Annotated in this window: 13 protein-coding genes; 12 read left to right on the top strand and 1 reads right to left on the bottom strand. The window is 37.6% G+C overall.

Annotation, left to right across the window (positions count from 1 at the left end):
- The first annotated feature begins 1 nt into the window (after window position 1).
- From aroB to asnS, 12 genes are all read left to right on the top strand, one after another.
- Complete coding sequence (gene aroB, locus TP70_RS01620) at window positions 2-1,069, top strand: 3-dehydroquinate synthase (protein ID WP_044358865.1); 1,068 nt, start codon at window positions 2-4, stop codon at window positions 1,067-1,069.
- Window positions 1,070-1,076: 7 nt separating this feature from the next.
- The gene (gene aroA / locus TP70_RS01615) at window positions 1,077-2,369 is read left to right on the top strand and encodes a 3-phosphoshikimate 1-carboxyvinyltransferase (protein WP_044358864.1); all 1,293 of its coding nucleotides are present in this window, start codon (window positions 1,077-1,079) and stop codon (window positions 2,367-2,369) included.
- Window position 2,370: 1 nt separating this feature from the next.
- Window positions 2,371-3,612: a tetratricopeptide repeat protein gene (locus TP70_RS01610; protein ID WP_044358863.1), complete on the top strand. Its 1,242-nt coding sequence runs from the start codon at window positions 2,371-2,373 to the stop codon at window positions 3,610-3,612.
- A gap of 9 nt (window positions 3,613-3,621) precedes the next feature.
- A complete protein-coding gene (locus TP70_RS01605) occupies window positions 3,622-4,173 on the top strand; it encodes a YpiB family protein (protein WP_044358862.1) in 552 nt (183 codons plus the stop codon).
- A gap of 25 nt (window positions 4,174-4,198) precedes the next feature.
- Complete coding sequence (locus tag TP70_RS01600; RefSeq protein ID WP_044358861.1) at window positions 4,199-4,786, top strand: DUF1405 domain-containing protein; 588 nt, start codon at window positions 4,199-4,201, stop codon at window positions 4,784-4,786.
- A 51-nt stretch (window positions 4,787-4,837) separates the two neighbouring features.
- Window positions 4,838-5,533, top strand: coding sequence for a zinc metallopeptidase (locus TP70_RS01595; RefSeq protein WP_044358860.1), 696 nt, complete (start codon window positions 4,838-4,840; stop codon window positions 5,531-5,533).
- Window positions 5,534-5,947: 414 nt separating this feature from the next.
- Window positions 5,948-6,268: a nucleotide pyrophosphohydrolase gene (locus TP70_RS01590; protein ID WP_044358859.1), complete on the top strand. Its 321-nt coding sequence runs from the start codon at window positions 5,948-5,950 to the stop codon at window positions 6,266-6,268.
- 14 nt (window positions 6,269-6,282) lie between these two features.
- Window positions 6,283-7,416, top strand: coding sequence for an N-acetyl-alpha-D-glucosaminyl L-malate synthase BshA (gene bshA, locus TP70_RS01585; RefSeq protein ID WP_044358858.1), 1,134 nt, complete (start codon window positions 6,283-6,285; stop codon window positions 7,414-7,416).
- Window positions 7,409-8,617, top strand: a complete 1,209-nt coding sequence (locus TP70_RS01580; protein ID WP_044358857.1) for a CCA tRNA nucleotidyltransferase — start codon at window positions 7,409-7,411, stop codon at window positions 8,615-8,617. The genes bshA and TP70_RS01580 overlap by 8 nt, the downstream gene beginning before the upstream one ends.
- The gene (locus tag TP70_RS01575) at window positions 8,601-9,575 is read left to right on the top strand and encodes a biotin--[acetyl-CoA-carboxylase] ligase (protein WP_044358856.1); all 975 of its coding nucleotides are present in this window, start codon (window positions 8,601-8,603) and stop codon (window positions 9,573-9,575) included. The genes TP70_RS01580 and TP70_RS01575 overlap by 17 nt, the downstream gene beginning before the upstream one ends.
- Before the next feature lie 26 nt (window positions 9,576-9,601).
- Window positions 9,602-12,316: an exonuclease domain-containing protein gene (locus TP70_RS01570; protein ID WP_240626994.1), complete on the top strand. Its 2,715-nt coding sequence runs from the start codon at window positions 9,602-9,604 to the stop codon at window positions 12,314-12,316.
- Window positions 12,317-12,400: 84 nt separating this feature from the next.
- Complete coding sequence (asnS, locus tag TP70_RS01565) at window positions 12,401-13,693, top strand: asparagine--tRNA ligase (RefSeq protein ID WP_044358853.1); 1,293 nt, start codon at window positions 12,401-12,403, stop codon at window positions 13,691-13,693.
- A gap of 270 nt (window positions 13,694-13,963) precedes the next feature.
- Here the strand turns inward: asnS and TP70_RS01560 are convergent.
- On the bottom strand, window positions 13,964-14,265 hold a 302-nt coding region (locus tag TP70_RS01560; protein ID WP_044358851.1), incomplete at its 5' end, for an RNA-guided endonuclease TnpB family protein.

Below are 14,265 nucleotides of genomic sequence, written 5' to 3'. Positions count from 1 at the left end.
CATGGAACTTATGACAACTTATGCAACACAAAATTATCCCGTGATTGTCGCCCATCGAGCCATCGATCGTCTAACTGAATACACGACACAGTACCAACATGTTTTCATCTTTGTTGATGAACATGTTCATGCACATTGGGCGTCAAAATTACAAACTGTTAGTGAAACAAATCATCATCAAACATTTGTGTTGCCTGCAGGAGAGCAAGTAAAAACATTACATTATTTTGAACAATACATGGAACAATTGCTCGCATGTCAACCGACTCGTAATACATGCCTCGTTGCCATTGGTGGCGGCGCAGTCGGTGACTTTGTCGGTTTCTTAGCTGCGACATTACTACGTGGCGTAGATTTTATTCAATTACCAACAACAATTTTGGCTCACGATTCAAGCATTGGAGGCAAAGTAGGCATTAATGCAGCACACGGTAAAAATTTAATCGGTGCATTTCATCGACCTGCCGCTGTACTATATGATTTAGACTTCTTAACATCATTGCCAGAAAGCGAAATATTAAGTGGCTATGGAGAAGTATATAAACACGCACTATTAAAAGGTTCAGAAGCCGTGCGTACATTAGAAACAACTTATTATGACCAACCATCACTTCTTCAACTCAAGCATATCGAACAATATCTTATCGACGGGATTCAAACAAAGTTAGACATTGTTGTCAATGATGAGAAAGAGCGTGGACAACGTCAATGGCTAAACTTAGGTCATACATTCGGTCATGCGGTAGAATATGCAACAAAAATACCGCACGGCCACGCAGTGATGATTGGCATACTGTATCAAATGATTGTAGCGAATACATTACTCGATACAAAACATTCAGTAGGCCATTACTATCACTATTTAGCAACACTTGGTTATCCACTTCAATTGATTGAGACGCTAACATTTGAACCTTTGCTCAAACTTATGCAACAAGACAAGAAAAACAATCAAACAGGCATTCGTATGGTATTGTTACAAGCAATTGGTCAACCGACCGTTCAAACAGTGCCTGTAGATGTCCTTGAAGTCGCATTTAATACATTACAGTCATTAGGAAAGGAATGAGCGTGCTATGGCAACGACGATTGATTTACACGGCCCTTTAACGGGAGAGATCACTGTGCCTGGTGATAAATCTATGACACATCGTGCAATTATTTTAGGTTCGCTAGCGGAAGGCGAATCCGTCATTTACCAACCACTACTCGGAGAAGATTGTTTGCGTACAGCTGAAATTTTCCGTTTGTTAGGTGTTTCGATTACGATTGAGTCAGATCGCATCACGATTCAATCCCCCGGTTACAAAAATTTTAAAACACCGCATCAAGTGTTATATACGGGGAATTCTGGTACGACGACACGTTTACTTGCTGGATTATTGGGCGGGGCAGGTATCCAAAGTGTGCTGTCCGGCGATGCATCAATTGGTAAACGCCCTATGGCACGTATTATGACGCCTTTACAACAGATGAATATTCAAATTTCTGGCGTGGACGATCAATACACACCGCTTATTCTGACGCCAAGTAAAGTCAAAGGTATTCATTTTAAAATGCATGTCGCAAGCGCCCAAGTGAAAAGCGCGATTCTGTTTGCAGGATTATTTGCGCATGAAACATCCATCGTTGAAGAAATCGACGTTTCTCGTAACCATACTGAAACGATGTTTGCGCATTACGGCATTCCGATACAAGTGGAAGATTTAACAGTCACTTTACCACCTAACGGTATCAAGCATATTCACCCCGCAGACTTTCATGTGCCCGGCGATATTTCATCTGCTGCATTTTTTATCGTCGCTGGTCTGATTATTCCGGGCAGTGACATTACGATACATAATGTTGGCATTAATTCAACACGAGATGGTATTCTTGAAGTCGTCAAAAATATGGGGGGCAACCTCACAGTTTTTAATGTAACAGATGGCCCGGAACCAACCGCTTCGATTCGCGTACAATACACACCTGATCTACAGGGGACTGAAATAAGCGGACAGTTAATCCCGAGATGCATCGATGAACTGCCTGTGATAGCATTACTCTGTACACAAGCGCAAGGTTCAAGTATCATTAAAAATGCTGAAGAATTAAAGGTAAAAGAGACCAATCGAATCGACACAACAGCAAATGAATTGAACAAGTTAGGATTATCACTTGAACCGACGTCTGATGGCTTGATTATTCATCCATCAAATGTGACTAAAGTGGAGGTACTTGATAGTCATACTGACCATCGTATCGGTATGATGCTTGCTGTAGCTTCATTGCTCACACAAGATGCTTATACAATCAATCGTTTTGATAGTGTGAATGTGTCGTTCCCTGGATTTTTACCTGTGTTAAAACAATTAGAAAATGAGGGATAACATGCAAGATATCTACAAGTTAATAGATGATATCAATAGTCAAAAGCTAGAGGACATCAATAGCCGTGTCGAACAGGCACTTCAATCAGACAATGATGAAGCGTTATTTATGCTTGGTGAGACATTGTATCGTTTTGGTTTAATGCCACAAGGATTAGATGTATTCCGTGCACTGTATATGAAATATCCGGATGAAGCTGATGTTTTAATTTATTTTATTGAAGGCTTAATTTCTGAAAATCATACAGATGAAGCACTAGAATATTTGAACGATGTTGAATTAACACCAGAACGCTTGATGTTAGAAGCAGATTTATACCAGCAAATTAATATGACTGATGTAGCGATTGACAAAGTACAACAAGCGATTGATATGCAACCGTCTGATCCTGTCTTACACTTTGCACTCGCTGAGTTATTTTACTATGACGGACAATATTTACGTGCCTCACGTGCATACGATACTGTGCTTGAAGCAGGAGAACATATTGTTAACGGCGTCAATATCTTCTCACGTCTAGCTGACAGCAGCTTACAAAGTGGTAACTATTCAGATGCATTACAATGGTTTGAAGAAATTCACGAACAAGAAATGACATCTGAAGATTACTTTAAAAAGGCGATTGCATTTGATAAAAATGATTTAACTCAAGAAGCGATTAAAATTATCCGTACTTTATTGCAAAAAGACCCAGACTATATGCAAGCGTATTTTTATTTACAACAGCTGTATGAAAATGAAAAAGCGTATGAAGATGCGATTGAAGTCGGGACAGAAGGCTTACGCTTAAACCAATTTTATAAAGAATTAATGTATACGACAGGTGCATTACAAATCGAACACGGTGATGCAGAAGAAGGCGTAACCTTATTAAAACAAGCGCTCGAAGTCGATCCTGCATACCAAGAACCGTTAATGCTACTCGCAGACTACTATCGCAATGAAGAAGACAATGACGGTTTAATTTCACTCATTCAATATACTGAGGAAGATGATATGGACCCACAATTTATGTGGCAAATCGCTTATGCACTCGGTGAAGAAGAACGTGATAAAGAAGCGCAGCATTTCTATGCACTGGCACACGCCACACTTCATGATAATATTGACTTTTTAAGTGACTATTATCACTACGCTGTTGAAATTGGTGATACAGCAACACGTGAAAATCTGCTCAATCGCTTAATCGAACTAGAACCGAATAATACATTATGGCACGAAGAACGCGAACGCTTGTTATAGGTGACGTGTATGTTGGATGTACCATTACAGCAAGTCAAACAGCAGTTTATAACGTACTTATTGACGCATTATACATTTAAATCACGCATTAGTGTTTGGTTGCTCAATTATATTAAAGCGAATGCACAGCTGTTAAACCACATACACTTTGTTGATCACGTCATTGAACAACACCCTACATTACAATTAGCAACTGTTGATGCTCAAACGCACGCCATACAATATCACGATGGTGCGCAACATCTCATTAATTCAGATCAAATCTTTCACGAGGTCATTCGAACATCACAAACCATTGACCTCAAACTGCATTTGCATCATGACGTACGCAGAGATGCTATGTTAGATAAAGTCTTACTGTATCAATTGTTAGAGCAAACTGATCAGTCAGCCTATTTAAGGGATTTGTATCATCTCTCACTATCACAAGCAACCGAACAACGTTTGTTAGAAGCACTGTCTTCACAAATCGACCTAAGTCTCACAATGCAAGATGCAGACGCATTTTATCATTTTACCCGTCTACGTAACACATTGAAGTTGCGTAGACAGCATTTTTAATACTATGTATAACGAGGTAAGTTCAATGTCCATAAAGTCACTCTTACACACATTGCTGTATCATCGACCCATTTTGTACATGTTGCTCATTGCGAATTTACTCGGTACGCTTTATGGCTATATTTGGTATGCACCACAATTATCAGAAACACCATGGTACTTCTGGCCGTTTGTTCCTGATAGTCCAACCGCAACATTGTTTTTATCCATAAGTATCTTTTTGTGGCTTATCAATAAACGCTCAGCTATTATCGACACGCTTGCCTTTGTCACTTTATTTAAATATGGTGTCTGGGCAGTGATTATGAATTTCATGCTCTTTTATGTAGATGATACGATTTATCTTACAGGCGTTATGCTGATTATGTCGCATGGCATTATGGCCATCCAAGCGTTCTTATTTTTGCCACGTTTCAAATTTACTTTTTTGAGCTTAGGCATTACAATCGCATGGGTGATTCATAATGACGTCATAGATTATGTATTTCATCAATATCCAATCTATGGTTCGCTTACAAGTTATGAAGCAATCATTGGCTATATTGCATTTTGGCTATCTATGATACCGTTACTTTTTGTATTATGGCAAATTAAGCAGCGTCCAAGTAAATAGTTTGACCCCTATACATGAACCACGTAAAATATAATAAAAGGAGTGAACAGCATGTCATTTATGTCAATGATTCTATATTTTGCAGTACTGATGCTTCTTCCTATGTATGCACAGTACAGTGTAAAATCAAACTACGAAAAATATTCAAAAGTAAGATCAACAAGCGGCAAAACTGGTAGAGAAGTCGCATTAGAAATATTACATGCAAACGGCATCTATGATGTAGATGTCAAAGAAGGAAATGGCTTTTTAACAGACCATTATGATCCAAAAAATAAAGTCGTTGTGTTATCACCAGCGAACTATAACCGCCCAAGCGTTGCGGGAACAGCTATTGCAGCTCACGAAGTAGGCCATGCCATTCAGCACTTTGAAGGTTACTTCTTCTTACGTTTCCGTACAGCACTCGTGCCAATTGCGAACTTAGGTAGCTCATTATCATATATCTTTATTATGATTGGGTTTGTCTTAACAATGATGCAAATGGCGATTGGGACAACAGCGTTATGGATTGGTATTTTCTTAATGGCATTTGCGGTATTATTCTCAATTGTGACACTACCTGTTGAGTTTGATGCAAGTAAACGTGCAATGAATCAAATCAAACGCTTAAACATTGTAAATGAAAATGAACACAAACATGCAGGTCGTGTATTACGTGCAGCAGCGATGACTTACGTCGCAGCAACAGCCGTTGCAGTTGCAGAGCTTTTACGCTTTATCTTAATCGCACGTTCTGCCGAATAGTCAAAAAAGCTGAAACGAGATGTTTCAGCTTTTTTTATTGGTTCTTCACCTTTTGTGGTGAGATGGCGTATGCGGTAAAATTCGTTGCATCATCAGCAACCAATGATTATAATATAAAACATAAGTAATCGGTGTTGTAGCACAGATATAAAAATTAATACTGCATTTCTAATAATCGGCGTTGTGGCGCAGATACAAAAATGAATACTACATGTCTAATAATCGGCGTTGTGGCGCAGATATAAAAATTAATACTGCATTGAATGATTTATAAATCGATACGCTATATGCTCAATCATTTATCCACCATGAAAACGGGTGGATTTTTTATTTGCACAATAAGCGACATGAATTGCTCATCACGCCAGATACATGTATCATAAAAGGGAATGCTTAAAGGAAAGAGGTCATATCATGTCAAAATCTATGCACGACATGCAACAAGAAGTAGATGCTTATATTTCACAGTTTAAAGCTGGCTACTTTTCACCCCTTGCAAACTTAGCACGTATGACGGAAGAAGTAGGGGAGCTTGCACGAGAAATCAATCATTATTATGGTGAGAAACAGAAGAAAGAAACAGAAGAAACGAATACCATTGAAGCTGAGTTAGGCGATAACTTATTCGTATTGCTATGCATTGCCAACTCGTTAAATATTGATATGACAGAAAGTTTTAATCAAACGATGCACAAGTTTAACACGCGTGATAAAGATCGTTTTGAAAGAAAATAAAGGAGGTCTTTTTCATGAAAATAGGTATTACGTGCTATCCATCAATTGGCGGCTCTGGTGTCATTGCGACAGAACTAGGTATATTGATGGCTGAGCGTGGGCATGAAGTTCATTTTATTACATCTAACATGCCGTTTCGTCTCAATAAACCGATTCCGAACATAACGTTCCATCAAGTAGATGTAAATCAATATGCTGTTTTTCAATATCCTCCTTACGATATTTCATTAAGTACGAAAATTGCGAACGTCATTAATGAATACGACTTAGACGTGTTACATATGCACTATGCGATTCCACATGCGATTTGTGGTATACTCGCACGCCAAATGTCAGGGAAAAACATTAAAATTATGACAACGTTGCACGGTACGGACATTACCGTTTTAGGATACGACCATGCGTTACGCAATGCGATTAAGTTCGGTATCGAACAAAGTGATGTTGTGACAAGTGTCAGTGAATCACTCATGCAAGAAACTCATGAGATTATCAAACCGAATAAAGTGATAGTTCCGATTTATAACTTTGTACGTGAATCTGAGTTTCCAACAGGTTACAATCCTGATCTAAAAGCGAGTTACGGCATTGCTGAAGATGAAAAAGTAATTATTCACGTCTCTAACTTTAGAAAAGTGAAACGCATTGATACCATTATTGATACGTTCCAACGCATTCGTCAGCAAACGAAAGCGAAGTTATTATTGATTGGCGATGGCCCTGAATTATTAGATATGCGTGAAAAAGTACGCGATTTAAACTTATTAGACGATGTCTTATTTTTAGGGAAACAAGATTGTGTAAGTAACTTTTATCAAATATCCGACTTAGTCCTTTTAATGAGTGAAAAAGAGAGTTTCGGCTTAACATTGCTTGAAGCGATGACAACGGGTGTGGTGCCTATCGGTACACGTGCAGGTGGTATTCAAGAAGTCATCCATCATGGTGAAACAGGCTATTTAGTTGAAGTTGGTGATAGTGAAAGTGCTGCATCATACGCGCTCAATTTATTGTCAGATTCAGAATTATACAAAACGCTCCAACAAAATATGCTGCAAGATGTACAACAACGTTTCCATTCATCAATTATTGCTGATCAATACGAAGCATTATATCGTTACATGATAGGGGCTACCAATGATGAGTAACAAAGCCCCTTTTTTAGCCGCACTACCAGTTATGCAACAGCTCTCTGATCACGGGTATCAAGCTTATTTCGTTGGTGGTGCTGTGCGCGATTACTTAATGCAACGCCCAATCAACGATATTGATATGACGACAAGTGCGACACCCGATGAAGTTGAGGCGCTGTTTGATCACACGATTCCGATTGGGAAAGAACATGGGACGATTAATGTTGTTTGGCAAGGAGATAACTATGAGATTACAACCTTTCGTACAGAAGGGGCATACATAGACCATCGTCGTCCAAGCGAAGTTTCTTTCGTACGTGACCTTTATCTCGATGTCGAACGCCGTGATTTTACGATTAATGCGATTGCCATGGATCATCAGTTTCAAATACTCGATTATTTTAACGGCCAACAAGATATTCAAGCAAAAGTGATTCGAACTGTCAGCAATCCACACGCACGTTTTGAAGAAGATGCGTTGCGCATTTTACGCGGTTTACGTTTTCAATCACAACTTGGTTTCTCAATCGATTCAGAGACGTATATAGCAATGACAGATTTAGCGAGTGACATCTCACATCTCGCGATTGAACGTATTATGGTTGAATTGGAAAAGCTCTTAAAAGGTCAGTATGTCGCTGAAACATTTTCATCATTAAGCGATTTACATATTTGGGACTATTTACCTTATTTTAAAGCATTACCGATGGATCGTATTCATGTAACAGCACCTTTAACACTGCCACAATTTTTAGCGATAGTCATGACCTATGACATACAAGGTGTATCTATGAAGCAACTTAAACGCAGCAATGATGAAATAAGACACGCTGAAAAGTTATGCCAAGCGATTAAGCAACTTCCAAATGTATCGACGAAATCAGCATACCGTCAATTTGTCTATGATTTTGGCAAATTACTCTGTTTAGAACTGTTGGACATGCAATCGCTTCTTCAAGCAAACGACATCACTCAAGTGTCGCCACTCGTTTTTAATATGCAAACAGTAGAAGATACGTGGCAGTCACTTGAGATTACGAGTCGTAAGCAACTTGCAATTGATGGAAAAATATTAATGCAAGCCTTTAATAAAAAAGCAGGACCGTGGTTGAAAGACGCATTACGCCGTGCTGAATGTGCAGTCGTTCAACAAAACATACCAAATGACGAACAAGAAATTATTGAATGGGTGAAAGCAAATGTCAAAATACCGTGATACTATACTTACTTTGCTTACCGAAGCACAACCAAATTATCTTTCTGGGCAAGCAATTGCCGAACAACTTAATATTTCACGTATGAGTGTTAAAAAAGCGATTGATCAATTAAAGTTAGATAACGTGTCAATTGATTCTGTTCATAATAAAGGACATCGCTTAAATGCGTATCCTAAAACATGGCATTTAGGCATCTTACAAGGGCTTTTGAAGGATCAACAACTCGTTGAGACGATTCAAACGTTTGAGTCTGTCACTTCAACACAAGATATTGCCAAACATGCACTTATCGATCATTCAGAAACGATGCTTATTTTAAGCGATGAACAAACAGCTGGTAAAGGGCGTTTCAAGCGTCAATGGCAATCCGCAAAAGGGCAAGGTATTTGGATGTCGCTCGTCCTACGTCCTAACATTCCATTTTCGATGCTGACGACGTTTAATTTATTTATTTCTCTCGCTATTTGTAATACGATTCAACAATACGTCGATGAAAAAGTAGCGATTAAGTGGCCTAACGATATTTATATTGGCGAACGTAAAGTATGTGGCTTTTTAACTGAAATGGTCGCGAATGCAGATGGTATTGAAGCTGTTATTTGTGGCATTGGTATCAATGTGAATCAACAATTAGAAGACTTTGACACATCCGTACCGATTCAGCCGACGAGCATTCGACTTCATCGAGATACGATTGTTGAACGATATACATTTTTACACGACTTAATTTTACAAATTGAACAGCGCTACCAACAGTTTTTAGTTGAACCTTTTAGTACGATTAAAGATGAATATATTACGGTATCTAATATTTGGCAACGCCGTTTACGCTTTACGGAAGGGCAAATACAATTTTATGGTAAAGTGATTCAAATTGATGACGACGGCTTTTTACATGTCGTCGACGAAGAGGGTAATCTTCACCGATTAATGAGCGCTGATATTGAACTACCATAATGCGTCATGAAAGGAGGTCAAACGCATTGAAACATACAAGATATGCAGTTCTAGATTTAGAGACAACAGGCAATCAGGCACAACTCGATGACATTATTCAAATTGGTATTGTGTTTATCGAACAGCATCAGATTGTGAAGACATATCATTCAATGATCAAGACAGATAAAGAAATTCCGACGTTCATTCAAGCACTCACATCTATTGAAAATGACATGCTTGAACAGGCACCTTATTTTCAAGAAATTGCTGATGAAATATATGAACAATTGCAAGGATGTGTGTTTGTTGCACATAACGTAAACTTTGACCTCAACTTTTTAAAAGCTGCGTTTGAACAATGTCACATTCACTATCAACCAAAACAAGTGATTGATACACTAGAACTATTTAAAATCGCATTCCCATCTGAAAAAAGTTATCAACTTAGCGAACTCGCGCAAGCACTGGATATTCCACTTGCGAAAGCTCATCGCGCCGATGAAGATGCGAAAACAACAGCAAATATCATGATTCATGCCTTCAAAAAGTTTGAATCATTGCCGATAGATACGAAAAAACAACTGTTTTATTTGAGTAAAAATTTAAAATTCCAATTAGATGATTACTTTTTCGAGCTCGTTCGTCAACACGATTCGACGCATACAGTACAACATACGTTGGCACAATTTAATCAAATTTATTACAAACCGATTGCGTTATTTGAAAAACCGACAATTACGTTTAATGACAGCTTAGCCACACTTTATCAGCAAGTCATTGATCATTCAGGTTACCAATATAGAGAAGATCAACGCTATCTCGCTGAAGTCATTTTCAATCAACTGATGCAAAATGACACAGCACTTATTGAAGCTGAAACCGGGAGTGGCAAGTCGCTCGCATATCTTATCGCTGCCTTAATGTACTATATTGAAACAGGCGAACATGTCATGATTTCAACGAATACAAAGTTGTTACAGTATCAACTCATTGAACAGGATATACCATTAATCAATCGCGCTTTAAATATCCAGATCAATGCTTGTGTGATTAAAAGTAAACGTGACTATATTTCATTAGGACTCGTTCATCAAATTTTAAAAGACGAAACAAACAACTATGAAGTGAACTTATTGAAAATGCAGCTATTGTTATGGTTGTTAGAAACAAATACTGGCGATATACATGAGTTAAATTTGCGTGGCGGCGTCAAAATGTATTTGGAACAAAAAATCGAAACCTATGTCCCACTGCGCAAAGATGTCGACTATTATTATCAAATACGCCAAAACGCCCATAATATTCAAATTGGTATTACAAATCATGCGCATTTATTACGATCATCGTCCGAAAATATGATTTATCAACTGTTCGATCATTGTATTATTGATGAAGCACATCGTCTCCCTGATTATGCGCTAGATTGTGCTGTACACGAAATTGGTTATGCAGATATTAAATATCAACTCGGTTTAATCGGTAAAACTGAAAACGAGAAGTTGTTAGCACAAATTGATCAGCTTGAACAACAGAGACTAAAGGATAACTTAGATATTCCGCCAATGAATGTCTTTATGATTAAACAAGATATTATTGAAATTCATGATATGAACGATGCATTATTTGAGCAACTGTTTAATCATATCCAAGCAGGGCATATACACAACGATGAAACATCTAAAATATATTATGTATATGATTTGCCGAGTGACGTCTTATTACCAGGCCTGCATCGTTTAATTAAAAAAATCCATCAAACGTTGACACACTTTGAAAATATTAAACATAAAACGGTCAAAACATTGCGCAAACAATTATTGTATATCGTGGCACAGTTAAAACCATTTGAAGAAGGGCTAAAAAATGGGAAAGTATTTTATGTGTCACTCAAAAATTTAGATCAAAAATCGACGATCAAGCTACACATTAAAGAAACAGATGTTAAAACCGTCATGACGGAAAAGTTACTTTTACAATTTAAATCTTTAACTTTTATTTCTGGCACATTGACGTTTAATCAATCGTTTGCATCGTTTAAAAACTGGTTCCAAGAAGATACATCGTTTAATATGTATCAAATTCAATCACAACCTGTTCAATACGATAATGGTTATATTTTTATTCCAACTGATATTGAACCGTTTAACTATCAAAACCATGAAGATTATGTCCAAACAATCGTAGACTATATTACACGCTATGTCACAACAGTGGATGGCAAATGTCTGATTCTGTTTACGAACTATCAAATGCTTTATAGTGTCATGGAATATCTTAACGACATGTCTACTTTTGAAGATTATGTTATTTTGGCACAACAACAAAGTCAAAACCATAAAATCGTCCAACAATTTAATCATTTTGAAAAAGCGATATTGTTAGGTACGAGTACATTTTTTGAAGGATTTGACTATCAAGCATCGGGTGTGAAATGCGTAATGATTGCGAAATTACCATTTATGAACCAGCATGCAACGAAACCATTATTGTTAAAAGATGAATTCTCAAATATTTTTAAAGATTATATTTTACCGGATGCCGTCACACGTTTTAGACAAGGGCTCGGTCGCTTATTACGCAATGAAAAAGACCGCGGTATTATCGTATCCTTTGATAACCGCTTAATTAGCAGTCGTTTTCAGCCATTTTTCAAACAGACGATTCAAGCATACCATCAAGAACAAGGGGACATTGATGCTTTCGAAAAGCGTTTGAAACAATTGAATAAAATAGGTTCCGAACAACAAAATCTTTGTTAATACAATATATTTCTCTTGCATACGCTAGAAGTCAGAATTAAGTTTTGTTAAAATAATAGCAGTAAATAAATTAGGAGATAAGTTATGAAAACAACAATCAAAGAAGCAAAAAATCATATCGGCGAAGAAGTAACAATCGGCGCATGGCTTGCCAACAAGCGCTCTAGTGGTAAAATTGCATTTTTACAATTACGTGACGGTACAGGCTTTATGCAAGGCGTTGTTGTAAAGTCAGAAGTTGCTGAAGACATCTTCAAAACAGCGAAGTCACTTACACAAGAATCTTCTATTTATGTCACTGGTGAGATTACAGAAGATAACCGTTCAGACTTAGGTTATGAAATGCAAGTCAAACAAATTGAAGTCATTCAAGAAGCGCATGACTATCCAATTACACCGAAAAATCACGGTACAGAATTTTTAATGGATCACCGTCATTTATGGTTACGTTCTAAAAAGCAACATGCTGTAATGAAAATTCGTAACGAAATCATTCGTGCAACATATGAATTTTTTAATGATAATGGTTTTACAAAAATCGATCCACCAATTTTAACAGCAAGTGCTCCAGAAGGCACGAGTGAATTATTCCATACAAAATATTTCGATGAAGATGCGTTCTTATCACAAAGTGGTCAGCTGTACATGGAAGCAGCTGCCATGGCGCACGGTAAAGTATTCTCATTCGGACCAACATTCCGTGCTGAAAAATCTAAAACACGTCGTCATCTTATCGAATTTTGGATGATTGAACCTGAAATGGCATTTACAAATCATGAAGAAAGCTTACAAGTACAAGAAAACTATGTCGCATTCGTTGTACAATCTGTACTTAAAAATTGTCGTTTAGAATTAAAAATGTTAGACCGTGATACATCAAAACTTGAAAAAGTTGTGGCGCCATTCCCACGCATTTCATATGATGATGCGATTACATTTTTACATGAAGCTGGTTTTGATGACATCGAGTGGGGCGACGACTTTGGTGCACCACACGAAACAGCGATTGCAAACCATTATGACTTACCAGTCTTTATTGTGAACTATCCGACAAAAATTAAACCATTCTATATGCAACCAAACCCTGAAAACGAAGATACCGTTTTATGTGCAGACTTAATTGCACCAGAAGGTTATGGTGAAATCATCGGTGGTTCTGAGCGTATTAATGATATTGAATTACTTGAAGCACGTATCAATGAACATCAATTAGATCCTGAAAGCTACCAATACTATTTAGATTTACGTAAATATGGTAGTGTGCCACATAGTGGTTTCGGCTTAGGCTTAGAACGTACAGTCGCATGGATTTCAGGTGTAGAACACGTACGTGAAACAGCACCATTCCCACGCTTATTAAACAGACTTTACCCTTAATATGACGTATTGAAGCAGACGTTTAACACAAACCCATTGAAAGTTTCGGAAATGAAAGCTTTCAATGGGTTTTACATTTTAACATTTTGAAACTTAAATGCTACTATGTCTTGAGTGAACTACTCTTCACTTAGCTAAACCTAAAGTTTTTAACGTTTGAAGTGGGAGCTTCTTGGGAATAGAGCCTACTTGATAGTTTATTTCTTTACTAACAGCGGTGTCTCTTATTTACCAAGCTATCCCCGTAGTTCCTACGGTTCTTGATGCTACTTAAGCCAATGCCATTATTCTTAGACCTTCGTTCAAGATATTTATACTGGCATTGATATCTCGATCGTGATGTGTATGACAAATAGGACAAGTCCATTCTCGGATTTCAAGAGACTTCTTGCCGTCTTTATGACCACATTTTGAACAGATTTGACTAGATGCAAACCATTTGTCTACCTTAATGATTTTTCGTCCGTACCAATCAGCCTTATATTGTAATTGCGTCACAAAACGAGACCAAGAGACATCAGAAATACTTTTTGCCAATTTATGATTACGTAACATACCTTTTGTGTTTAAGT

The organism is Staphylococcus microti, assembly GCF_000934465.1.
GTDB classification, from domain to species: domain Bacteria; phylum Bacillota; class Bacilli; order Staphylococcales; family Staphylococcaceae; genus Staphylococcus; species Staphylococcus microti.
The sequence above is the reverse complement of the archived record's forward strand: the minus strand, read 5'-3'. Positions and strand labels throughout refer to the sequence as shown.

Coding starts and splice junctions, on each gene's coding strand:
- aroB (WP_044358865.1), top strand. CDS start 2: ATGGAACTTATGACAACTTATGCAACACAAAATTATCCCGTGATTGTC.
- aroA (WP_044358864.1), top strand. CDS start 1,077: ATGGCAACGACGATTGATTTACACGGCCCTTTAACGGGAGAGATCACT.
- TP70_RS01610 (WP_044358863.1), top strand. CDS start 2,371: ATGCAAGATATCTACAAGTTAATAGATGATATCAATAGTCAAAAGCTA.
- TP70_RS01605 (WP_044358862.1), top strand. CDS start 3,622: ATGTTGGATGTACCATTACAGCAAGTCAAACAGCAGTTTATAACGTAC.
- TP70_RS01600 (WP_044358861.1), top strand. CDS start 4,199: ATGTCCATAAAGTCACTCTTACACACATTGCTGTATCATCGACCCATT.
- TP70_RS01595 (WP_044358860.1), top strand. CDS start 4,838: ATGTCATTTATGTCAATGATTCTATATTTTGCAGTACTGATGCTTCTT.
- TP70_RS01590 (WP_044358859.1), top strand. CDS start 5,948: ATGTCAAAATCTATGCACGACATGCAACAAGAAGTAGATGCTTATATT.
- bshA (WP_044358858.1), top strand. CDS start 6,283: ATGAAAATAGGTATTACGTGCTATCCATCAATTGGCGGCTCTGGTGTC.
- TP70_RS01580 (WP_044358857.1), top strand. CDS start 7,409: ATGAGTAACAAAGCCCCTTTTTTAGCCGCACTACCAGTTATGCAACAG.
- TP70_RS01575 (WP_044358856.1), top strand. CDS start 8,601: ATGTCAAAATACCGTGATACTATACTTACTTTGCTTACCGAAGCACAA.
- asnS (WP_044358853.1), top strand. CDS start 12,401: ATGAAAACAACAATCAAAGAAGCAAAAAATCATATCGGCGAAGAAGTA.